The organism is Rhizobium grahamii (assembly GCF_009498215.1).
Classification (GTDB): domain Bacteria; phylum Pseudomonadota; class Alphaproteobacteria; order Rhizobiales; family Rhizobiaceae; genus Rhizobium; species Rhizobium grahamii_A.
Window position 1 is genome coordinate 92,058 of record NZ_CP043498.1, and the last position, 22,516, is coordinate 114,573.

Here is a 22,516-nt window from a genome sequence, read left to right on the forward strand (position 1 = left end):
TCTATAGCCGAATGAGGCAATAGGCCAAGCTTTGTCGATGACGATCGTGCGAGAACAGAATGAATCTGTTAAATCAATTACTTCAGGTCTTTAAGAACTTCAGCTCACTAGGGCGGAACAAGCTGCTGGCGCTAGCCGGCGTAGGCGTCGTGTCCGTCGCTCTCATTTTGGCTGCGGCCCTTCTCGTCAACAAGCCTGCGCAGGAAACGCTCTATGTCGGCCTCGACGCTGCCGATCTGAACCAGATCAGCATGGCGCTCGCCGAATCGAATATTGCCTTTCAGACCGGCACTGATGGCGCCAGCATCAGCGTTCCGGCCGGCATGACCGGCAAGGCGCGCCTCCTTCTCGCGGAGCGTGGTCTGCCAAACAGCGCCAACGCCGGCTACGAACTCTTCGACAACGTCGGCTCTCTCGGCCTGACGTCCTTCATGCAGGAAGTCACGCGCGTCCGCGCCCTCGAAGGCGAAATCGGCCGTACGATCCAGTCGATCAACGGCATCATGGCAGCGCGCGTTCATATCGTCATGCCTGAAGTCGGCAACTTCCGGAAGGCTGAACAGAAGCCGACGGCTTCTGTCATGATCCGCGCCAGCGCCGCGACCGGCCGCAACGCCGCAAGCTCCATCCGTCACCTCGTCGCTTCCGCCGTTCCCGGCCTCGATGTCGGCGACGTCACTATTCTCGATTCGGCCGGCCAGCTTCTCGCCTCCGGCGACGACGCGAGCAACAACACCCTGAACCGTTCGCTCACCATCGTGCAGAACGTCCAGGGCGAGGTCGAGTCCAACATCGACAAGGCGCTCGCACCGTTCCTCGGCATGGACAACTTCCGTTCCAGCGTCACCGCGGAACTGAACACCGACAGCCAGCAGATCCAGGAAACGACATACGATCCGGAATCCAAGGTCGAGCGCTCCATCCGCACGACCAAGGAAGCCTCGCAGTCGCAGCAGAAGCAGTCCGACAACGCAACGACCGTGGAGCAGAACGTTCCGCAGGCCGCACCGGACTCGGGTGGTAGCAACGGACCGGAATCGCAGGACAAGTCTGACAAGAAAGAAGAGCAGACCAACTACGAGATCAACAGCAAGACGACCGCGACCACGCGCAACAGCTATCGCGTCGACAAGCTCTCCATCGCCGTCGTCGTCAACAAGGGCCGTATCGCCCAGATGGTTGGCGAACCGGCCGACCAGGCGAAGATCGACGCCTACCTCGCTGAGATGCAGAAGATCGTGGCGTCGGCTGCCGGCATCAACGGAACCCGCGGCGACGTTGTTACCGTCACGGCGATGAACTTCCTCGAGAACCAGCTTCTCGAAGACACCGGCAGCGGCGTCCGCGTCATGGACATGCTGAGCCGCAACCTCGCAGGCATCATCAACTCGCTGGCCTTCGTCGCCGTCGCATTCCTCGTCATCTGGATGGGTGTCCGTCCGATGGTCCGCAGCATGACGGGCGGCGCCTCGATCGGTGGCGACACCTCGGTGGAAAGTGCCGGCCTGGAGCTGCCCGATTTCGCACCTGCGGTTGGCGGCGAAGGTTCCGGCGCCCTCATGGAAGGCTTCGGATCGGACTTCGGCTTCGACAGCACGGAAGATCTGCTCAGCCTTGGCGACGACGACGGCAACTTCAACCGCCGCGTCAAGGAAGGCCCGGAGCGCAAGCTTTCGAGGATGGTCGAAATCAACGAGGAGCGCGCCGCGAAAATCCTCAGGAAATGGGCAGTCGAGAACGCTGCCTAAGCAAAGGGCCGGGAAACCGGCCCTTTTTTGTTGCTTAATTGTCGCCATCCACAGGGCGCGATTCGCGTCAAACGCGAATCGTATTGCCAGCCGACCTAGAATCATCCTAATTTTAATATGCTTTTAACGATTTAGATCGATGTGCGAATCGGCGCACAAAATGTAGCCAAAGTAAATCCCAAGAACTCGGAGATGGTACTTTTTAGTGCCTGTCGTAATCTTGGATGATTCGCGGAGAAGCTGCATATCTGTTTAAAAAACCGCGGATCGAATTTGTGCCGTGATGGTTTTCAGCCGCAGGATTTGCCAATGGACATGCATATATTGCAAGCTCTCAAGAGCGATACGCACACGGCAAACTTCGTTGGCCTTGCCGCAACCAACTTGTCATCACGCGACGAACTTATTTGTCAGTTGAGCGAGGCTGTCGGCACGGGTAGGTTGCAGCCTGGGCTTCGGATCCTGACCGACTATGTGGGCGCATCGCATTACCTGCTTGCGCGCGCTGACCTCGTGCAGGAAGCTGGCCTCGACTTCGTGGTGTCGTCCGACTGGCCGTTCGATCTGGTAACCAATCTGGCGGAAACGTTTGTGGGCGGCTTTGCGCGGGCGACGGAGCTCGAGAAGTGCATGCAGCTCTTCCGACCGCAGTTTGCGCTGCTGCCGGAGACCGCAGACGTTCCCGATGGCGCCAGCCAGCAGTATTGCTCTCTCCTCTTCAATATCGGCCGCTCGCGGCTCGCCCTGATGTTCCTGTTCGATGATGGCTTCATCCTCTCGCAGGAGCGGCTGCGGGACGTCGGCCTGCTGACGGCCTATTTCACCAGCCTGCTGCAGTGCGGCGTGGCCAAGAGCGATCGGGATTTCGAACTGACGGATCGCGAACTGGAATGCCTCTTCTGGATCGCAGAGGGCAAGACCAGCGACGAAATCGCCATGATCCTCGGCATCTCGCGCAACACAATCAACAACTACATCACCAGCGTCATGCGGAAAACGGCAACGAAAACACGTTCCGAAGCCATTGCCTTCGCTGTCCGTAACAATCTCGTTTAAGGGGACAGCCCAATGGCGCAACCATCCAGCAGGACAATCGGCACCCCAGAGACATCACGGGGCGTGCGCGTCGGCAAAGTGACGAGCCGCTCCGATCTCTTCCCGCGGTTGATCGCCATGCAGAAGCTGGCCGACGCGCAGAACTTCGCTGTCTTTCGCGTCAATGGATCTGGCCTTCCTGCCAAGCAGCGCCTGGTCTGCGAGCTTGAGAACTGGGGTGCCACCAACGCTGGTGCCTGCAAGGGCTTCGTCGACGCCCATGGCGACGCTCTGCTCGAACACATCGAGAAGTCGCTGCTGCCGCTCACCTGGGCAGGCAGCCACGATGCTGGCGTTCCCGGTGCATCGGGAATGGCGCCGTTCGTGGAGCGCCTGGCGGCCGGTCTCGTGCCATTCTCCGGCATGGCGTTCCCGGTTCGGCTGGGCGCAATCGGCAACGGCTTCGTCATCTTCGCCGGCGATGATCTCGATCCCCCGAGCGACATGATCGTCGAGCTGCACGGACGTGCCTGCCACATCATGATCGACCTGCTTTCGCTCGACGAGCGGCGCGTCAGCGCCGCCGAGGCCCTGAGCGAGCGCGAGATTGCCTGCCTGCAGCTTGCTGGCGACGGCCGGATCAGCGAAGAGATCGCCGAGAAGCTCGGCCTCTCGGTTCACACCGTCAATGCCTATCTCGGCTCGGCAACCATCAAGCTGGATTCGGTCAACCGAATTCAGGCAATCGCAAAGGCAATCCGGCTCGGCTATATCAGCTGAGATCAGATTAGCGACGGTGATTTGAGGTTAGCTGGCGAGCGCCTGGAGCGATGGCGCGATGTAGCGCGATTGCAGTAGGCTCCGTTCCAGAAAAGCCGTGTTCTCGTCAGGATCGACGGAAGGGTTTTCGAACGCGATGTGGTTGATCTCGATGCCGGCGTGTTCGGCGGCGAGCGTCAGCTGGGCGTAAACGGTGACGCCGCGTGGCTTGATCTCGAGATCGATAACGACCTCCGGCTTGCCACCCCATTCCAGCGTATAGCTGCCGCCATGGCCGAAATTGACGGTGCCGGGATGGAAGAACATCTCTGCTGCCGAGGATACGAGATCGGAAAGATTGCCGTAGTACTCAAAGCGCAGGATCGAAATCAGGTCCGAGGCATCGAGGAGACGAAGCTCCGTCGCCACGGGGCTGATTGCTTCAGCAAGAATTCTCTCGCGCTGGGTAGAGTAGGGGCATTTTTTCATTCGGCTATCTTACCCGTTGGTTCTTGGCTTTCGCCGCGTAAACCCGATGAATGAGTTCGGCGACTGCCTTGTAGAATACAGACGGGATCACACTATCCACCGAGACTTGCGCAAACATGGAGCGTGCGAGCGGCGGATCTTCAAAAACGGGAATTCCGTTCGACTCGGCCATCTCTCTGATTTTCAACGCAATTAGGTCCTGTCCCTTGGCAACGACGACAGGAGCGTCGTTTTCTTCGCGCACATAGCGCAGCGCCACGGCAAAGTGGGTCGGGTTGGCGATGACAAGCGTGGCGCGTTGAACGTCGGCAATCATCCGGCGGCGTGCGCGGTCGCGCATCACCGAGCGCTGGCGGCTTTTGACGAAGGGGTCGCCCTGGGATTGCTTGTTTTCTTCCTTGATTTCGTGCCGCGTCATTCGCAGCTCGGAGAACCAGTGATAGCGGGTCCAGAAGAAGTCGGCGATCGCCACCACGGCCGTTGCGATGAGAACGACGATGGTAATCTTCTGCATGCCCGACATCATTCGGGTGAAGATGGTCGAGGGGTCGGAGAACATCGCGTCGATCGCGCTGAAATACTCGCTCTTCATGATGAAGAACATGACGACGCCGACGATCAAGATCTTGACGAGCGATTTACCGAACTCGATCAGGCCAGGCAGGCTGAACATCCGCGTGAAGCCCTTGGCAGGCGAGATTCGCGAGAATTGCGGCCGGATGCGTTCGAGAACCGGTCGCGGCATGTTCTGGGCGACCGAAGCCGCGACGCCGAAGGCCATGAACAGAATCATTGCCGGCGCCAGGAGGGCGGCGCAAACCCAGCCGAGATGGACAAAAAGCGACATAACGTCGGGCCCGGTCTCGATCTTCCACTGGTCCGGTTGCTCGAAGATATCCTTCAGCGCCGCGCCCGTGCGAGTGAGTGCGTCGGGCAGAAAGAATATCAGGTAGACGTAGCTGGCAAGGACCGTGGCGAAAAGCGGCAGCTCGCGTGAGAAAGGCACATTACCTTTGTCTGCGGCGTCGGTTTTCTTTTTCTGGGTCGGGTCTTCTGTTTTGCTGTCCTTGTCGTCATCGGCCAAGGTCGCTGCTCTCCATCAAAAAGAAAAAGCCGCACCTGAGCGCGGCCTTTTCAAAAATAGCTGGGACGGGACATCCGATCAATGCGGCCGAACCGCCCGCAGTCGTTCTGTGCACAACAAGAGCGCCTTAGGCGGCCTCGGCGCCGCCGGCCTCCGTTTCCTTGAGCTGGATCTGGCCGGAGTTCGACAAGCGAATCGCTTCCTGCGCGATGGCGCGACGGGCAATCGCGATCTCGCGAGGATTGATGCCGGTAGTGCCGCTCTGCAGATCCGATTCGATCATGCGGCGCTGGCGCGGGCTGATCGAGGCGAGAACGATTTCGCGCATCTCTCCCGAGGCGCCGCGAAGCGCCATCGTGAGGATATCCGCGGAGATATCGTTGAGCAGCATGACGCGGCTGCGCTGCGGCATGAGCATGAGGTCTTCGAAGAGGAAGATCTTCGGGCGGACCTTGTTGACCGATTCGCGGCTGATCGATTCGAGCGAGGTGAGCAAGGTATCGACCTGCGGCTTGTCCATCTCGTTCATGAGTTCGGCAACCTTCGTCGAGCCGATTGCGTTCTTCTCGGCATCGATTTCCGCCAGCAGCGACATCACCTGTTTCTCGATGATCTGCGCCGCCTTCGGGCTGACTGCCTTCAGGTTGACGGTACGGTTCATGATGTCGGCTCTGCGGCTGTCCGGGATCTGCATCAGAACCTTGGCGCCGAAGGAGGAGGGCATCATGGAGAGGATATAGGCCACTGTCTGCGGATGCTCGCGCAGCAGGAACTTGCCGATGAAGGCGGGATCGCCTTCGCCGAGGCGGTCCCAGATGGACGTTTCATAGGCTTGGAAAGTCGTGCGGCGACCAAGCAGGCTGTCGACTTCGTCGGGTGTAAGGCCCTCTTCGAGAATGCTCTCGATGGCCCGCGCGTTATCCATCAGACCGGCGCCCTCGGTGAAGAGGTCTTCGAATTCCGCAACGAGTTGCAGAAGTTCATCCGGCGGAATGGCGCGCAGGGTCTGGGCCGATCCGATGATCGTCTGCAGCTCTGCCTGCGTGAAATATTTCAACAGTCTGCCTGCAACCCCTTTCCCCATAGCGAGGAGAACGGCTGCTGCTTTTTCAGCCTGGGTCAACGGTTTCTCGGCTAGAGCGCCGCCGAAATCGTCAAAGTCCATCATGGTCTAACCTCTCCGTCCCTGCACCGGGATCAGGCTTTCTTGGTACTCAGAACTTCTATCAGTTTTACGCCAAAACGCGTGTCGTCATTTTCAAGAACGGTGATCTCGCCGCGAGCAATCTTGCGGCCATTCACCATGATTTCCACCGGCTCGCCGATCTTCTTGTCGAGCGCGATCGTTGCACCTTCGTTCAGGTTCATCAGACCCGAAACCTGCATCCGGCTGCTTCCGAGCATGATCTGAACATCGATCGGGATGTCCATGATCAGGTCGAGGTTCGACTGCATCGCGCTTCCGAGCGGCGCCGGCTGTCCGCCGGACGTCGTGAAGGACGAATCACCGAAATCGGACGAACCGCCGAAATCGCCGCCGAACGCATTGTCGTCGGAACCACCGAGGTCACCGCCGAAAGCTGCGAGATCCGTGCCTCCGAACGCGGCATCGTCGCCGAACTCCGGCAGACCACCGTCCGCATCGGTCTTGAGAACGCCGCGCAGGTCGTCGATAGCCTGATCGAGCTCGGCCTCGTTGCCTGGGAGCTCTGGTGAGAGATCGCTGTTCTGCTGTGTCTTCTTCGTCGCCATGAAATCACTATTCCAGTTGAAACTTGCCTCAACCTGCCTTGAGGCAGGCAGGTGTAAATGGACTAATTCATCAGGTGCCGGATGAGGTCGTCATCCGAATTGATCGTATCCTTGACCCGGACGGTATAATTCTCGCCGGACCGTCCGAACTCGCAGACATACAGTTCCTTGCCGTTGGCGCTGACGTCGACACGGACGTCTCCATTGTCGTGGAACGGTATTACGTCGCCTGCCGCGAGCTTCGAGATGGTGCGAAGCGTCAGCTCCTGCAGACGGATTTTTGCGTCGAGAGTGACCTGGGAACGGCGAACCTGTTCCGTGATTTGGTCGGTCCACTCCGATGACTTGGCAGACTGATTCTTCGCGCGCGGTGCCGTAACGGTCGTCTTCAGAAGCGCAGACTGCGGTACGATCAGCGCGAACTCGGACGTGATGCCGGACAGCTTGATCGACATGTTGATCGCGGCTGCGAATTCGTCCGGCTTGTCCTCGGCGGGCTTCGGCCTGTCTTCGATCGCATGCGGAAGTTCGAGGGCGGGTTCGAAGCCGCCAGGCGCGTCGACTGCCGAGCGCAGGACGTTGGCGATCTTCTCGAACACCGTCACTGCCAGCTCAAGCTCGATCACCGAAAGGATACGATCGGCAGGCTGCTCGACCGTGTCAGGCGATGCGCCGAGCAGATGTTCCATCAGGGTGATGATGAAACCGTTGCCGCAGGCAAGTGTGATGTCCTGCGACCAGTTGCGCAGCGAGGCGTTGACGAGCGTATGGCTGTCGCCGAGATCCGCGATTAGGTCGTTCCTGTGGCCGCTGTGGCAGCCGAGATAGGCAACCTCGACGTCGAGGCCGGTCTCGCTCTTGATGACGTCCGGCAGGAACTCGCAGTAGACGTCGCCGAAGGCGGCACAGAGCTTTTCGACCGTCGCCTTGTCGCCGAGCCGACCGGTCAGCTTTGCCAGCAGGGCTTCGTCGATGACGGGTTTTGTTTTGAGTTGAGCGTTCATATGGGTTTATGCCGCCTTGTTCTCGCCGCCCGGGTTCATCATCTCCTGCTCGACAGCGTCGATGGACGGACGCTCGTATGCCGAGATCGTCTTGCGGCCGTACTCCAGGGCGACCTGCGGCACGGAGCCGTTCATGTAGGCCAGGAGGGTCTGCTTGACGACGACATAGAGGCGGTGCTGCTTCGAGCGAACGATCTTGATCTGCGAGACGATAGGCGAGCAGACGCAGTAGGAGAGAAGAATACCGAGGAAGGTACCGACGAGGGCCGAGCCGATCAGGTGGCCGAGCACTTCCGGTGAGTCGTTGATGTGCGCCATGGCCTTGATGACGCCGAGAACCGCCGCGACGATACCGATGGCCGGAAACGCGTCGCCCATGGTCTGGATCGCGTGATACGGCTTCATCTTGTCGTGGAGGATGGTGTTGATTTCTTCGTCCATCAACGCTTCGATTTCGTGCGATCGGGCATTGCCGATGATGATCAGGCGGACGTAATCGCAGATGAAGGCCGTCAGTTCCTTGTTCTTGAGAACCGTTGGCGCGGACTGGAAGATCGAGGACTCGGCCGGATTGTCGATATGTGCTTCGATTTCGTTGCGGGACTTCGTGCGCAGGTCGCGCATCAGCGAATAGAGAACGCCGAGCGTATCGAGATAGTTGCGTTCCTTCGGCACGGTGTGCTTGAAGGCCTCGCCCAGCGCCTTGCCGGAATCCTTGACGACTTTCATGGGGTTGCCCATGATGAAGCTTCCCAGGCCAGCACCGCCGATGATGACGAGCTCGAAGGGCTGCCAGAGCGCGTCGAGGTGACCGCCCATGGCCATGAAGCTGCCGATGATGCAGCCGCAAACAATCACAAATCCGATAATGATATTCATCGTCAGTCCAAACCTGATCGTTATTTTCAACCGAAGGGATAGGAGCGCTGGCTTGCGTGAGGCTGATGATTGCCTTGCAGATCAAGCTTTTCGCATGCCAGTTTCGCACAAGGATTTGCTGTCAGGTTGAAGGTGACGAATGGGCATCCGTGCCCGTTTCTGAGATGCCGCCTCAGCGAGATCCGCGCCGAACCAATCTTAAAAGCGCCCGGATTTCGTACCGTTCATCGCCAATGCCAGGAGCCTATCTGGATGCAATCCGGTCTTTATGTTTCGCTGTCGTCGCAGATCGCACTCGAACGTCGCCTCACCACGATCGCCGACAACATGGCAAACGTGAACACGACGGGCTTCCGGGGCACCGAGGTCAAGTTCAACGAGCTTCTTGGCGAGACCGGCAACAAGATCAATGCCAAGGTTGCTTACGTCTCCCAGGGCAACGACTACCTCTCGGGCGATAGCGGTGAACTTCAGCACACCGGCAACATGCTCGACTTTGCGATCAAGGGCGACGCATGGTTTTCGATCGATACGCCTGCCGGCAAGGTCCTCACGAAGGACGGCCGTTTCACCTTGAAGGACTCCGGCGAACTGGTGACGGTTCGCGGTTATCCGGTCCTTGATGCCGGCGGCTCGCCGATCCAGCTCGACAAGGCTGGTGGCGAACCGAAAGTCGGCTCGGACGGCATGATCTACCAGAACGGCAAACAGGCCGGCTCTCTCGGTCTGTTCGAGGCCGATATCAGCAAGGGCTACCTGCGTTACGAAAACAGCGGCGTCATGACGACGGATACGCCGCGCGCCGTTACCGACCGCTTCAATGTCGGCGTCCAGCAGGGTTACCTGGAAAACTCCAACGTCAACGCGATGCGCGAAATCACCCAGCTGATCGAAGTCAACCGCGCCTTCGAAAGCATGACCTCGCTCACCAAGGACAGCGAGGATTCCTTCAACGAGGCAATCAAGACGCTCGGTGGCAGCCGCTAAGCCAGAAGGTCTGACGCATGTCGAATCCGCCTCTCGTTGAAGACGTTCTCTCGCCGAAGCTTGCGCATCTCGGCAGTCTTGTCGCGCGCTATGCAAAACCGGAATTTCTGGTCGCGCCCGGCGGGCACGTACAGACTATCGCTGCCGGGCACTATACCGTCACCGGCCTGTCGCGGCACGTCCGCCTGGGCGAGTTCGTTGCCCACAAGTCGGCGACCGGGGTGCATCTCGGTGAAGTCGTCCGCGTCGAGCCCGATCTTACCTATGTCTGCCCGATCGAACCGGGCGAGCCGATCGGCATTCACGACACAGTCATTCGCAAGGGCGCATTTCGCATCGCGCCATCGGACAGCTGGTGCGGGCGCACGATCAATTCGCTTTGCGAGCCGATCGATGGTCTCGGTCCTGTCGTCGAAGGGCTGACGCGTCGCTCGATCTCCAACAATGCGCCGCCCTCGATGACGCGTCAGCGCGTCGAGAAGGGTTTCAAGACCGGCGTGCGTGCGGTCGATATCTTTTCGCCACTCTGCCTTGGCCAGCGCCTCGGCATTTTCGCCGGCTCGGGCGTCGGCAAGTCGACGCTGCTTTCGATGCTTGCGCGGGCGGATGCCTTCGACAAGGTCGTCATCGCGCTTGTCGGCGAGCGCGGCCGCGAAGTGCGCGAATTCATCGAGGACACGCTCGGCGCCAACATGAAGAAGTCGATCGCGGTGGTTGCCACGAGCGATGAAAGTCCGATGCTGCGCAAGATGGCGCCGCTGACAGCCGTGACGATCGCCGAGCATTTTCGCGATCAGGGCGAGAACGTTCTGCTGATCGTCGATAGCGTCACGCGCTTTGCACACGCCATCCGTGAAGTCGCGACCGCCTCTGGCGAGCCGCCGATTGCACGCGGCTACCCCGCATCGGTCTTTACCGAATTGCCGCGACTGCTGGAACGCGCCGGCCCGGGTCCGGAAGGCACCGGAACGATCACGGCGATCATCTCCATTCTGGTTGATGGCGACAATCACAACGACCCGATCGCCGACTCCACTCGCGGCATTCTCGACGGTCATATCGTTCTGCAGCGCAGCCTCGCCGAGGAAGGGCGCTATCCGCCGATCGATCCGTTGGCGTCGATCTCGCGTCTCGCCCGCAAGGCCTGGACGCCCGATCAGGAGAAGCTCGTCTCGCGCCTGAAGACGCTGATTCACCGCTTCGAGGAAACGCGCGACCTCAGATTGATCGGCGGCTATCGCCAGGGCGCCGACCCGGATCTGGACATGGCGGTGAAGCAGGTACCGATTATTTACGATGTTTTGAAACAGTCCCCGGGAGATGCTGATTCGAGGGATGCCTTCGCCGATCTGGCGAGCGCTCTGAAGGCTGCCGCCGGCGCCGGCAACCAGCCCGGCATTCGCAGATAGAGAGGCGACCCGTGACCGATTTCGACGATGATGAAAAGATCGCGCCGCTGAAGCCGAAAGGCCGCAGGACGACGATGCTCGACCGGACGCTGACCGTCACCGGTCTCTTGCTGGCGGGCGCCTCGGCATTCTTCCCCTGGTACGTCTTCTTTAACGAGGACAAGTTCGGCATCAACGTCGCGCAGGGCGATCGGACGCGCGAGCTTCCGGATTGGCCTGCCCGCAACGTCTTCAGTGTGTCACCGCTCGCGATGGCGAACAAGAACCCGCCTGAGAAGAAACCCGAGCTGCCCGTCGATCCGTTGACGACGGCGACGGTCTCAAGCCTCGGCAAGGAAGATGACAAGGGAATCCCGGCGGAAGATCAGCCATTCCCTGGCAAGTCGAGCTTCCGCCTTCTCCATGTCGCCAACGGCCGGGCGCTGATCGAAGACAACTCCGGCATGTATGTCGTCCGCGTCGGCTCGATCCTCCCGGATGAGAGTCGTCTGGCAACGCTTGAAGAGCGTGATGGAAAGTGGGTCATCGTGACGTCGAAAGGCGATGTCTATCAGCGGAACTGACCCGCTCGACCAGATTTCATCCGAAAGCCCCGCCCAATCCAGGCGGGGCTTTCGTCGTTTCAGGGTGCATGAAACATCGGCGCCAAAGAACCCGCTCTTCCGTAAGGTTAACGCAAGATTACCGCCGTAGGTTTGCGACAGTAAAAACGGAGAGTTCCCATGCAACCGATTCAACTGTTCGACTTGGCCTCGCGGCAGGCGGAATGGCTGACGATCCGGCAGGAGGTTGTTGCCGGCAACATCGCGAATGCGAACACGCCGAAATTCCGCGCGAAGGACATCACGCCTTTCGAGGCCGTTCTCGACAAGTCGGACGTTACCATGGCGCGCACCAACCTGCGCATCTGACCGGCAACGACCTGAGCACGAAGAGCGACATCGACGTCAAGGACGCGAATCTCGATCAGGAAATCGGCGTGCAGGAGTCCGGCAACACTGTCGGTCTCGCGGAAGAACTCTCCAAGTCCGGTGAAATCAAGCGGCAGTACGAGCTGAACACCTCGCTCGTCAGCTCGTTCAACCGGTTGATGCTCATGACGGTGAAGAGCTAATTATGGATCCTTTGTCAGCAGCCCTCAAAATTGCCGGATCGGGCCTCGAGGCGCAGTCCACGCGCCTTCGCATCGTTTCGGAAAACATCGCGAACGCCCGTTCGACCGGTGATACGCCAGGTGCCGACCCTTATCGCCGCAAGACGATTACATTTGGCGAGGCAGTCGATCGCGCATCCGGCGTCAAGACCGTCAACGTCAAGAAGCTCGGCGTCGACGAATCGAAATTCACGACCGAATTCGATCCGAGCAATCCCGCCGCTGACGAGAAGGGCGTGGTCAAGCTGCCAAACGTCAACATGCTCGTAGAGATGGCGGACATGCGCGAAGCGAACCGCTCCTACGATGCAAACCTGCAGACCATCAAGCAGTCCCGTGACCTGATCTCCTCGACGATCGACCTTCTGAAGAGCCAATAATGATCAACACTGTAAACAATATCAGCTCCCTGTCGGTTACGCGCGATCTCGCGGGCGTCGATCTCGGAAAGACGACACCTTCCTCCGCGGCCGAAAGCGCGGCTAGCGACGGCAGCTTTGCCTCGGTGCTCAGCAACGTCGCCAATGGCGCGGTCAACACCCTGAAGAACGCGGAAAGCATGTCTTTCGCGGGCATCAAGGGTACCGCCACCACCCGTGAAGTTGTCGATGCCGTCATGCAGGCACAGCAGACGCTCCAGACGGCAATCGCCATTCGAGACAAGGTCGTTTCGTCCTTCCTCGAAGTCACCAAGATGCAGATGTAGTTGATTTAAGGACGAAGCCATGAGAGCGCTTGCCATTGCTGCCACGGGTATGGATGCCCAGCAGACCAATCTTGAAGTCATCGCCAACAACATCGCGAACATCAACACGACCGGCTTCAAGCGTGCCCGTGCCGAATTCACGGACCTGCTGTACCAGACCGAGCGTGCCAAGGGCGTGTCGAACCGCGCCAACCAGGCGATCGTTCCCGAGGGTGCCAACATCGGTCTCGGCGTTCAGACATCATCCGTTCGCAACCTGCACATCCAGGGTGAGCTGGCGCAGACCGGCAACGATCTTGACGTTGCGCTGGTGGGCCGCGGGTTCTTCCAGATCCAGGCGCCGGACGGCACGACGCTCTACACCCGCGCCGGCGCCTTCAACAAGAACGAAACCGGCCAGATCGTGACGGTCGACGGCTATACCGTCGCTCCGACGATCACGATTCCGACGGGCTCTACCGAACTGACGATCAGCCGCTCGGGCGAAGTCACCGCGAAGCTTCCGGGCGCAACGGCAGCGACCACCCTCGGCCAGCTGCAGATCGCCGACTTCGTCAACGAAGCCGGTCTCCAGCCTCTCGGCGATAACCTTTTTGCCGAAACGCCAGCGTCCGGACAGCCGGTCGTCGGCACGCCCGGTGATGAAAACTACGCCTACCTGAAGCAGAGCTATCTCGAGTCGTCGAACGTCGACCCGGTAAAGGAAATCACCGAGCTGATCTCGGCACAGCGCGCCTACGAAATGAACTCCAAGGTCATCACCACAGCCGACGAGATGGCCTCCGTCGTCAGCAAGAACCTGAAGTAGCAGGGAAGAGCCGAAACATGATGTTTTGCCGGGTTGGAACCGTTCGCGGATGGGCATCCGCCATCGCAATCGTTATCGCCGCCTTATCCGCGCCGAACGCCTGGGCGTCCGGCAGGGGTCTCGCGGTGGTGCCGACGACGATTATCTACCCCGGCGATACAATCTCGAGCGCCCAGGTGCAGGAAGTCGAAGTCACAAACCCCAATCTGGTCGGCGACTATGCAAAGTCGGTCGGACAGGTCGAGGGAATGATTTCGAAGAGAACCTTCCTGCCGGGGCGGACGATCTCCTTGTCGGGCCTGCGCGAACCGTACACGGTGACGCGCGGCTCTTCGATCCGTTTGGTCTTCACGCTCGGCGCGATGATGATCTCCGCAGCCGGTTCGCCTCTTGAAGACGGCATGACCGGACAGATGGTCCGCGTTCGCAACATGGATTCCGGCGTCATTGTCAGCGGCACGGTGCTTGCCGACGGCACAATCCACGTGGCCGCAAAATGAAGATAATCTCCCGTCTTTTCATCGCTCTCGCATTTGTGTCATCGACCTTCGTCAATGTGGCGCCGGCTGCCGCAATGAAGTCGCGCATCAAGGACATTGCCTCCCTTCAGGCGGGCCGAGACAACCAGCTGATCGGCTACGGCCTGATCGTTGGTCTCCAGGGCACGGGTGACGGCTTCAGATCGTCCCCGTTTACCGAGCAGTCCATGCGCGCGATGCTGCAGAACCTCGGCATTTCCACGCAGGGCGGTAACGCGAAGAACACTGCTGCCGTCATGGTCACGGCAAACCTGCCGCCGTTCGCGAGCCCCGGCAGCCGCATCGATGTCAATGTCAGCTCACTCGGCGATGCAACGTCGCTGCGCGGCGGAACGCTCATCATGACGTCGCTCTCGGGCGCCGATGGCCAGATCTACGCCGTCGCGCAAGGATCGATCGTCGTTTCCGGCTTTACGGCGCAGGGACAGGCATCGAGCGTTACCGAAGGCGTGACGACAGCCGGCCGCGTTCCCGGTGGCGCGATCATCGAGCGTGAACTGCCTTCGCGCTTCAAGGATTCCGTCAACCTCGTCCTGCAGCTGCGCAACCCCGATTTCTCGACGGCGGTTCGCATTGCCGATGTCGTCAACGGCTATGCAAGGTCCCGCTTCGGCGGTCCGGTTGCCGATGCGAAGGATGCCCAGGAAGTCATCGTCCAGAAGCCGCGCGAAGCCGACCTGACGCGCCTGATGGCGGACATCGAAAACTTGCAGGTCGAGACCGATACGCCGGCCAAGGTGGTGGTCAACGAGCGAACTGGCACCATCGTCATCGGCGCCGATGTGCGCGTCTCACCGGTTGCCGTGAGCTATGGCACCCTGACTGTTCAGGTCACCGAGACGCCGCAGATCATCCAGCCTGAGCCGTTCTCCCGAGGGGTGACCGCAGTTCAGCCGCAGACCGATATCGCCGCGCAGAAGACCGGTGGCAAGGTGGCGCTGCTCGACGGTCCGGATCTCAAGACCCTTGTCGCCGGCCTCAATAATATCGGCGTGAAGCCTGACGGCATCATTGCGATCCTCCAGGGCATCAAGTCCGCCGGGGCACTGCAAGCGGAGCTCGTACTGCAATGATGGTGAAGATGGGTGGCCAGAACACGGTGGTGTCCGATCTGCTGCGGCGTGTCGCCTTGCCGGCGGTCGCGTTGGTAATGCTGACGATCCCGGGCGCTTTCGCGCAGGAGGCCCGCACCCCTGCCGGAGGCGAGCTGACGTCCGAAGAGGAAATCAAGCAGTTCTGCACGAACATCGCCGACCCGGCGCGCGACCAGCGTTATCTCCTGCAGAAGCAGGAGCTTGAGAAGCTGCGCACCGATGTGGATGGCCGCATCGCCGAAATGCAGAAGCGCAAGGACGAATACCAGGACTGGCTGAAGCGCCGCGACGACTTCCTGAAGCAGGCAGAAGCTGGTCTCACAGACATCTACAAGAAAATGAAGCCGGACGCTGCCGCAACGCAGCTGCAGGAAATGAGGATCGAAGTGGCGGCCGCCGTCATCATGCGGCTGAACCCGACGCAGTCGAGCCTCATCCTCAACGAGATGGATCCGAAAAAGGCTGCCGTCATCGCCAACATCATCGCCAGCGCGTCCGATCCAAATACCTCGAAGGATCCATCATGAAGAAATACTTCCCGGTCGCCATAGCTGCCGCGGCCATGCTCGCCGGCTGCCAGTCGCCGCAAGCCGTCAACGAGATCGGTCGCGCGCCCGCGATGAGCCCGATCGGAAGCGGTCTTGCTTATGGTCAGACGCAGCAGATGTCGATGTATCCGAAACAGCCGCACCAGGTGGCGCAGGGCTATTCGCTCTGGAGTGATTCGCAGGCCGCTCTTTTCAAGGATTCCCGTGCCCTCAACGTCGGCGACATCCTGACCGTTGACATCCAGATCAACGACAAGGGCTCGTTTGAGAACAACAGCAAGCGCAGTCGCGAAAACAGCAGCGGATTGAACTGGGACGTCGCGGCCAACATTCTCGGTTGGAACCCCTCATCGAAGACCGATGTGACCTACGGCTCCGATACCAGCACCGACGGCAAGGGCAAGATCGAGCGCACCGACAAGCTGCAGCTGATGGTCGCAGCAGTCGTCACCGGCATTCTTGAGAACGGAAACCTTGTAATCAGCGGCTCGCAGGAAGTCCGGCTGAACCAGGAACTCCGGATTCTCAACGTGGCCGGTATCGTGCGTCCGCAGGACGTCAATGCCGACAACCAGATCTCCTACGACAAGATCGCCGAGGCGCGTATCTCTTATGGCGGCCGTGGTCGCCTGATGGAAGTGCAGCAGCCGCCTCGTGGCCAGCAGGCCATCGATCTCTTCTCGCCGCTCTGAGGCTGACCCATGGCAGAAGCAGAGGCCGCCGAAGGCCAACCGAAGAAGAAATCGGCCGCAATGATGACGATCATCGGCGTGGCCGTGCTGACACTCCTGGGCGCCGGTGGCGGCTGGGTGGTCGGCGGCATGGTTTCGCCGAACGTCAAGGCTGCGGTTCAGGAAGAGCAGGCCAAGGAATCCAAGGAGGCCTCGGCCAAGAAGGAAGGCGAGGGCGGGCTCCCGCATATATCGACGGAAGCAAACAACATCGTTCAGCTCGAGCCTATCACCTCGAACCTCGCCTACCCGTCGGAGAACTGGGTGCGACTGGAGGTCGCGCTGATGTTCAACGGGCCGCCTGATGTCAAGCTGGCCGAGGATATCCATCAGGATATCATGGCCTATATCCGCACCGTTTCGCTGCAGCAGATCGAAGGCCCGCGCGGCTTTCAATATCTTAGGGATGACGTCCAGGAACGTGTTGACCTTCGCGCGCAGGGCCGCGTATCGAAGGTCATGTTCAGGACCTTCGTCATCGAATGATTCGATTCCTTCTGCTTTTTGCTGCCATGATGGCGGCACCGGAGCTGGCGCACGCCCAGCAACTGCCGACGAACCTGTTGAACCTGCCGGTCGACGGTTCGGTTGCAGCATGGATCATCAGGACCTTCGGGCTGCTGACCGTTCTTTCGGTCGCGCCGGGCATCCTGATCATGGTCACGAGCTTTCCGCGCTTCGTCATCGCTTTCTCGATTCTTCGCTCCGGCATGGGCCTCGCGTCCACGCCGTCCAACATGATCCTGCTGTCGCTGTCGCTGTTCATGACCTTCTACGTCATGCAGCCGACCTTTGATCAGGCATGGCAGACAGGCGTCCAGCCACTCCTTTCCAACCAGATCAATGAGCAGCAGGCGATCGAGCGCATCGCCGAGCCGTTTCGCACGTTCATGAGCCTGAACACCCGTGAAAAGGATCTGGCGCTCTTTGTCGATCTCGCTCGGGAACGCGGCCAGGAGGTCGCGACAGGCGAAAAGACCGACTACCGCGTGCTTGTTCCGGCCTTCATGATCTCCGAAATCCGTCGTGGCTTCGAAATCGGATTCCTCGTGGTCTTGCCGTTCCTGGTGATAGACCTGATCGTGGCAACAATCACCATGGCCATGGGTATGATGATGCTGCCGCCGACATCCATTTCATTGCCCTTCAAGATCCTGTTCTTCGTCCTGATCGACGGCTGGAACCTTCTCGTCGGAAGTCTGGTTCGCTCGTTCCACTGAGATAAGACGTCTTCTCCAAGAGCCGGCTTCGGTTTCATTGAAATTGCTCAAACAGAAAGCCCCACAGGCACTGGCCGGCGGGGCTTTTTGTATTGCTGCGTAGCTTTAGTCGAAGCTGAAGAAGGGCTCACTGCGGGCCGGGAGCGCCGGCACGTCGAAGTGGTCTGGCGCCTGCCCGAGCTTCTCGCGCTCGACCATCATCTCGTAGGCCTTCTCCAGATGCAGGCGGAAGCGATCGGCGTCGAAGAGCGGCTTGATGACCGCGTTCTCCCGGATGCGCTGCCTGTATTCGACAAGCCGGCCCGGATCCGTGGCCAGCTCGACGGCCATGTCTTCGTAGGCTTGCTTGTCGAGTGCAACGAGTTCCGGCAGCCCAATGGTATTCAGGAGGCTCTCGCTGACGCGCGAAGCGAAGTTGGTACCCTTGACCGTCAGAACCGGCAGGCCGCCCCACAGCTGTTCCGACGTGGTCGTATGGCCGTTTACGGGGAAGGTGTCGAGGCCGAGGTCGGCCGCCTGCTGGCGATCGATATGTTCCTCGTAGCTGACGCGAGGGCAGAAGATGATCCGTTCGGACGAGATGCCCTGCTTGTTGATGTAGTTGAGCAGGTTCGCCTGCGTGCGCGGCGACGAAAGCATCAGCCACAACACGCTGTTCGGCGTCCGCTTCAGGATCCGGCACCAGATGTCGAGAACCTCGGTGTTGATCTTGCGGTTTGCGTTGAACGAAGCGAAGACGAAAGCGTCTTCGGGCAGTCCCGCCTGCGCGCGGCTCATCGGCTTCGGCTTCGGGCGGTTCTCCGAGTCGTTCGGCTGGTAGCTATCGGGCATGCGGACGAGCTTCTCGTGATAATTCGCTTCGCTCGATGCCGGCAGCACGAAACGGTCGCCGATCTGATAGTCCAGATCGACATCGTTGACGCTGCCCGGGAAGCCTAGCCAGGCCGCCTGTATCGGCGCGCCGCCGTAGTTCAGGATGCGCGAACGTCCGCCGAAGGTGTGACCCTTCAGGTCGACGAGAATATCGATATTCCGCTCGCGGACCGCGCGTGCAGCAGCCTCGTCGTCCATGTCGCGGACGATGCAGACATCGCCCCAGCTCGAACGATCGATCCTTCCGGCTTCGTGTTCCAGGTACTTTTCGTCCGTGTGGCAGAAGAGTGTGATTTCGAATTTGTTGCGATCGTGCAGTTCGAGCACGCGGCGCAGCAGCTTCATCGTTGCATGGCCGGCCCAAAGGTCGGACGAAAGGTAGCCGATACGGATCTTGTCACCCCAGGCATGCGGCACGGCCTTGCGCCGCTCGGCGGCTTCCTTCAGCTGGATTGCCGGATTGTGCGAAGCAAGCGCGTTCAGCTTCTCATCTTCGCACCAATGCAGATTGTAGAAGGGATTGTCGCGACCGAGGAAGCTGAGATTGCCGTCCTCAAGCAGCTTCTTGATCGGCAGGAATTCCTTGGCCGCGACGTCGAAGTCGCAGACTTCTCGCGAGAAGACCAGCTTCAAAAGCCGCAGCGGCAGGATGTCGGGAAACTTCTTGAACAGGTTTCCGACGAGCGTCTCGTTCGTGATGTCGAGAATGTCGTCGCTGAGCAGATGCACGGCGAAGCGAACATGCTCCGGGTTGCTGCTCTCCGAAATCACCTTGCGATAGGGGCTGAGGAGATCCTTCCGGCCCTGCTTCAGATGAATGGAGGCGAGCACGTAGGCGACATCGGCATCGGAGCGCGCCAGGGACATGATCCTGAGCGCCTGCAACAGTGCCTGTTCCTCGTCGCCCACAGCGAAGTAGAGCAGGGCTGCCTCACGGGTATAGGGTGACTCTGCCAGGGTATCGAGCTCGCCGGCAAGCGAATAGGCACTGGCCGCTTCCGCCTTGAAGCCAAGCTTCAGGAGGTTCTTGGCCAGCAGGACGTATGTTTTGACGTCTCGTTGGGTATCGACCAGCTTGTTCAGGACTTCGAGCGACTTGAGGTACTGCCCTTTTTGATAATCCTTGGACGCCGCTGCAAACGAGATGTTGGTATTCAAGATCCGCTCCGTTCCGGAAATTCATCAAAAGGCGCAACACGGCCGACGGACCATCAGGCGGATTCTGCACCTAGTTTGCATCACCTTAGACAGGTGAACCTTGCTTGAAACAGGAGCCGTGGTTCGCGAGCGGGCTGACCCTAGATTTTAGGGGGCTGTTAACCACCCTACCACTAGCGCTGGATTTGAAAGCGCTTTTAATGAGTTGGCAAGAAATGGCTGCGAGATTGTCCCTCGACATGACGGGTTTGGTTGCTCAATTGGAACGGCACCGAGTGGCATGAAGCTGGTCCGTCATCGCCGGTACACAAGTCCGGTATGTCCTCATTTTGTATCTTGTTTCCAGGGGACAGACTCATGACAAGCATTAACACGAACACTTCCGCAATGGCGGCTCTCCAGACGCTGCGTAACGTCAATAATGGCCTGAAGGATACGCAGAACGCCGTTTCGTCTGGTCTGCGCGTCGGCAAGGCATCTGACAACGCTGCTTACTGGTCGATCGCAACGACCATGAAGTCGGACAACAAGGCTCTTTCGGCTGTTTCCGACGCCCTCGGCATGGGTGCTGCAAAGCTCGACACCGCTTACACGGCTGTTGACAGCTCGATCGACATCGTCGGCGAAATCAAGGCCAAGCTCGTCGCAGCCAGCGAAAAGGGCGTCGACAAGGGCAAGCTTCAGGACGAAATCACGCAGCTCCAGGCACAGCTCTACAGCGTTGCCCAGTCTGCTTCGTTCAACGGCGAAAACTGGGTCAACAACGCAGGCGGCACCGTCAGCGTCGTTTCCTCCTTCGTCCGTGGCACCAACGGCACCGTCTCGATCAAGACGACCGACTACTCGCTCGGCGCAACGAACACCCTGTTCAACGGCACCACGAGCGGCGGTATCCTCGGCGCGACCGGCACGGCTTCCAGCAAGTCGGTCTTCGGCTTCACGATCGGTGCGAACACGACGCAGGGCGACATCGACAACCTGCTGACGGACGTTGAAAGCGCTCTGAAGAACATGACGACCCTCGGCTCGCAGCTCGGTTCGCTGCAGACCCGCGTCGACATCCAGACGGACTTCGTTTCGTCGCTGAGCGACTCGATCGACACCGGTATCGGCCGCCTGGTCGACGCCGATATGGAAGAAGAATCCTCCAAGCTGACCGCGCTCCAGACCCAGCAGTCGCTGGCGATCCAGTCGCTGTCGATCGCGAACTCTTCTTCGCAGAACATCCTGCAGCTGTTCCGCTAATAGCGGTCAGAAAGCAGTCAGACACAGTTTGCGGCCGGGCATTGCCCGGCCGCAAATGTTTTAACGCCAGGTTAACAAGACAAACGTTAACCCACGGAAATTTTTAACCATTTTCATTTTCCAGTTCAGTCTTTCTTAACCATCTTGGGTTCTTATGTGCCTATCGAAGCGGCGAGTTAACCCAGCGAAAAAGACCGGTTAACAGGCATGATGCTGACCGTCGCTCCCGGTACTGAATCCGGAATGTCCCTTCGTATACATTCTGCCAAAAGGGGCACTTTAAATGACCAGCATTCTGACCAACACTTCTGCAATGGCGGCTCTCCAGACGCTGCGTAGCGTCAACAGCAGCCTGTCGGACACGCAGAGCGCCGTTTCGTCTGGCCTGCGCGTCGGCAAGGCGTCGGACAACGCTGCTTACTGGTCGATCGCAACGACCATGAAGTCGGACAACAAGGCCCTTTCGGCTGTTTCCGACGCCCTCGGCATGGGTGCTGCAAAGCTCGACACCGCTTACACGGCTGTTGACAGCTCGATCGACCTCGTCGGCGAAATCAAGGCCAAGCTCGTCGCAGCCAGCGAAAAGGGCGTCGACAAGACCAAGCTTCAGGACGAAATCACGCAGCTCCAGGCACAGCTCTACAGCGTTGCCCAGTCTGCTTCGTTCAACGGCGAAAACTGGGTCAACAACGCAGGCGGCACCGTCAGCGTCGTTTCCTCCTTCGTCCGTGGCACCAACGGCACCGTCTCGATCAAGACGACCGACTACTCGCTCGGCGCAACGAACACCCTGTTCAACGGCTCCACGGCCGGCGGTATCCTCGGCGCGACCGGCACGGCTTCCAGCAAGTCGATCTACGGCTTCACGATCGGTGCGAACACGACGCAGGGCGACATCGACAACCTGCTGACGGACGTTGAAACCGCTCTGAAGAACATGACGACCCTCGGCTCGCAGCTCGGTTCGCTGCAGACCCGCGTCGACATCCAGACGGACTTCGTTTCCTCGCTGAGCGACTCGATCGACTCCGGTATCGGCCGCCTGGTCGACGCCGATATGGAAGAAGAATCCTCCAAGCTGACCGCGCTTCAGACCCAGCAGTCGCTGGCGATCCAGTCGCTGTCGATCGCGAACTCTTCTTCGCAGAACATCCTGCAGCTGTTCCGCGGCTAATAAGCGAAGCTTATCAGCGATTTATCGAGAGATTGGTCGCCGGTTTCCGGCGGCTTCCAAGACAAGCCACGCTCCCCGAGCGTGGCTTTTTTTATGCCCGTTAACCACTCGTTAACTATAG

General features: G+C 59.6%; 24 protein-coding genes and 1 pseudogene. 18 read left to right on the forward strand and 7 right to left on the reverse strand.

The genetic code is table 11. The annotated features are described in order from the left end of the window. Positions 1 to 59: 59 nt before the first annotated feature. The 3 genes from fliF to visR all read left to right on the forward strand — a co-directional run bounded on the left by fliF (position 60) and on the right by visR (position 3,563). Positions 60 to 1,748 (forward strand): flagellar basal-body MS-ring/collar protein FliF, encoded by a 1,689-nt coding sequence (fliF, locus tag FZ934_RS00485; RefSeq protein ID WP_153269453.1) that lies wholly within the window; start codon positions 60 to 62, stop codon positions 1,746 to 1,748. A 309-nt stretch (positions 1,749 to 2,057) separates the two neighbouring features. Then, entirely contained in the window at positions 2,058 to 2,804 is a 747-nt protein-coding gene (gene visN / locus FZ934_RS00490) for a transcriptional regulator VisN (protein ID WP_153269454.1), read from the forward strand. Between the two features lie 12 nt (positions 2,805 to 2,816). Next, positions 2,817 to 3,563, forward strand: coding sequence for a transcriptional regulator VisR (gene visR / locus FZ934_RS00495; protein ID WP_153269455.1), 747 nt, complete (start codon positions 2,817 to 2,819; stop codon positions 3,561 to 3,563). 27 nt (positions 3,564 to 3,590) lie between these two features. Here the strand turns inward: visR and FZ934_RS00500 are convergent, their stop codons facing one another. The 6 genes from FZ934_RS00500 to motA all read right to left on the reverse strand — a co-directional run bounded on the left by FZ934_RS00500 (position 3,591) and on the right by motA (position 8,750). Beyond that, positions 3,591 to 4,031 carry a hypothetical protein gene (locus FZ934_RS00500; RefSeq protein WP_056817581.1) on the reverse strand — a complete coding sequence of 147 codons (441 nt, stop codon included), beginning with the start codon at positions 4,029 to 4,031 and terminating at the stop codon, positions 3,591 to 3,593. A 4-nt stretch (positions 4,032 to 4,035) separates the two neighbouring features. Continuing rightward, entirely contained in the window at positions 4,036 to 5,115 is a 1,080-nt protein-coding gene (gene flhB / locus FZ934_RS00505) for a flagellar biosynthesis protein FlhB (RefSeq protein ID WP_153269456.1), read from the reverse strand. A 127-nt stretch (positions 5,116 to 5,242) separates the two neighbouring features. Beyond that, a complete protein-coding gene (fliG, locus tag FZ934_RS00510) occupies positions 5,243 to 6,283 on the reverse strand; it encodes a flagellar motor switch protein FliG (RefSeq protein ID WP_153269457.1) in 1,041 nt (346 codons plus the stop codon). A 29-nt stretch (positions 6,284 to 6,312) separates the two neighbouring features. Continuing rightward, positions 6,313 to 6,867 carry a flagellar motor switch protein FliN gene (gene fliN, locus FZ934_RS00515; RefSeq protein ID WP_153269458.1) on the reverse strand — a complete coding sequence of 185 codons (555 nt, stop codon included), beginning with the start codon at positions 6,865 to 6,867 and terminating at the stop codon, positions 6,313 to 6,315. 62 nt (positions 6,868 to 6,929) lie between these two features. After that, positions 6,930 to 7,871: a FliM/FliN family flagellar motor switch protein gene (locus FZ934_RS00520; protein WP_153269459.1), complete on the reverse strand. Its 942-nt coding sequence runs from the start codon at positions 7,869 to 7,871 to the stop codon at positions 6,930 to 6,932. A 6-nt stretch (positions 7,872 to 7,877) separates the two neighbouring features. Next, positions 7,878 to 8,750 (reverse strand): flagellar motor stator protein MotA, encoded by an 873-nt coding sequence (motA, locus tag FZ934_RS00525; RefSeq protein ID WP_153269460.1) that lies wholly within the window; start codon positions 8,748 to 8,750, stop codon positions 7,878 to 7,880. A 252-nt stretch (positions 8,751 to 9,002) separates the two neighbouring features. On the opposite strand from motA, the gene flgF reads away from it, so the two are divergent. The 13 genes and pseudogenes from flgF (at position 9,003) to fliP (ending at position 17,945) form a co-directional block, all read left to right on the forward strand. Beyond that, a complete protein-coding gene (flgF, locus tag FZ934_RS00530) occupies positions 9,003 to 9,737 on the forward strand; it encodes a flagellar basal-body rod protein FlgF (protein WP_153269461.1) in 735 nt (244 codons plus the stop codon). Positions 9,738 to 9,754: 17 nt separating this feature from the next. After that, positions 9,755 to 11,146: a flagellar protein export ATPase FliI gene (gene fliI / locus FZ934_RS00535; protein ID WP_153269462.1), complete on the forward strand. Its 1,392-nt coding sequence runs from the start codon at positions 9,755 to 9,757 to the stop codon at positions 11,144 to 11,146. A gap of 11 nt (positions 11,147 to 11,157) precedes the next feature. Next, positions 11,158 to 11,709, forward strand: a complete 552-nt coding sequence (locus tag FZ934_RS00540) for a flagellar protein (protein ID WP_153269463.1) — start codon at positions 11,158 to 11,160, stop codon at positions 11,707 to 11,709. Positions 11,710 to 11,868: 159 nt separating this feature from the next. Next, positions 11,869 to 12,260 (forward strand): annotated as a pseudogene (gene flgB, locus FZ934_RS00545) (flagellar basal body rod protein FlgB). Positions 12,261 to 12,262: 2 nt separating this feature from the next. Beyond that, positions 12,263 to 12,679: a flagellar basal body rod protein FlgC gene (flgC, locus tag FZ934_RS00550; RefSeq protein WP_113364926.1), complete on the forward strand. Its 417-nt coding sequence runs from the start codon at positions 12,263 to 12,265 to the stop codon at positions 12,677 to 12,679. Beyond that, positions 12,679 to 13,005 carry a flagellar hook-basal body complex protein FliE gene (locus FZ934_RS00555; RefSeq protein ID WP_153269464.1) on the forward strand — a complete coding sequence of 109 codons (327 nt, stop codon included), beginning with the start codon at positions 12,679 to 12,681 and terminating at the stop codon, positions 13,003 to 13,005. The genes flgC and FZ934_RS00555 overlap by 1 nt, the downstream gene beginning before the upstream one ends. A 19-nt stretch (positions 13,006 to 13,024) precedes the next feature. Then, entirely contained in the window at positions 13,025 to 13,813 is a 789-nt protein-coding gene (gene flgG / locus FZ934_RS00560) for a flagellar basal-body rod protein FlgG (RefSeq protein WP_153269465.1), read from the forward strand. 17 nt (positions 13,814 to 13,830) lie between these two features. Next, positions 13,831 to 14,313, forward strand: coding sequence for a flagellar basal body P-ring formation chaperone FlgA (gene flgA / locus FZ934_RS00565; RefSeq protein ID WP_153269466.1), 483 nt, complete (start codon positions 13,831 to 13,833; stop codon positions 14,311 to 14,313). After that, a complete protein-coding gene (locus FZ934_RS00570) occupies positions 14,310 to 15,425 on the forward strand; it encodes a flagellar basal body P-ring protein FlgI (RefSeq protein ID WP_113364922.1) in 1,116 nt (371 codons plus the stop codon). Before flgA ends, FZ934_RS00570 begins: the two co-directional genes overlap by 4 nt. Continuing rightward, positions 15,425 to 15,973 (forward strand): MotE family protein, encoded by a 549-nt coding sequence (locus FZ934_RS00575; protein WP_153272325.1) that lies wholly within the window; start codon positions 15,425 to 15,427, stop codon positions 15,971 to 15,973. The genes FZ934_RS00570 and FZ934_RS00575 overlap by 1 nt, the downstream gene beginning before the upstream one ends. After that, a complete protein-coding gene (flgH, locus tag FZ934_RS00580; RefSeq protein ID WP_153269467.1) occupies positions 15,970 to 16,686 on the forward strand; it encodes a flagellar basal body L-ring protein FlgH in 717 nt (238 codons plus the stop codon). Before FZ934_RS00575 ends, flgH begins: the two co-directional genes overlap by 4 nt. A 9-nt stretch (positions 16,687 to 16,695) precedes the next feature. Continuing rightward, positions 16,696 to 17,211, forward strand: coding sequence for a flagellar basal body-associated FliL family protein (locus FZ934_RS00585; RefSeq protein ID WP_153269468.1), 516 nt, complete (start codon positions 16,696 to 16,698; stop codon positions 17,209 to 17,211). After that, entirely contained in the window at positions 17,208 to 17,945 is a 738-nt protein-coding gene (fliP, locus tag FZ934_RS00590; RefSeq protein ID WP_153269469.1) for a flagellar type III secretion system pore protein FliP, read from the forward strand. Before FZ934_RS00585 ends, fliP begins: the two co-directional genes overlap by 4 nt. 105 nt (positions 17,946 to 18,050) lie before the next feature. Here the strand turns inward: fliP and FZ934_RS00595 are convergent, their stop codons facing one another. Beyond that, positions 18,051 to 19,976: a glycosyltransferase family 41 protein gene (locus FZ934_RS00595; RefSeq protein ID WP_153269470.1), complete on the reverse strand. Its 1,926-nt coding sequence runs from the start codon at positions 19,974 to 19,976 to the stop codon at positions 18,051 to 18,053. 357 nt (positions 19,977 to 20,333) lie between these two features. On the opposite strand from FZ934_RS00595, the gene FZ934_RS00600 reads away from it, so the two are divergent. Both FZ934_RS00600 and FZ934_RS00605 read left to right on the forward strand, forming a co-directional pair. Continuing rightward, positions 20,334 to 21,221, forward strand: a complete 888-nt coding sequence (locus FZ934_RS00600; RefSeq protein WP_153269471.1) for a flagellin — start codon at positions 20,334 to 20,336, stop codon at positions 21,219 to 21,221. Between the two features lie 283 nt (positions 21,222 to 21,504). Continuing rightward, the gene (locus tag FZ934_RS00605; RefSeq protein WP_153269472.1) at positions 21,505 to 22,395 is read left to right on the forward strand and encodes a flagellin; all 891 of its coding nucleotides are present in this window, start codon (positions 21,505 to 21,507) and stop codon (positions 22,393 to 22,395) included. Positions 22,396 to 22,516: the final 121 nt, after the last annotated feature.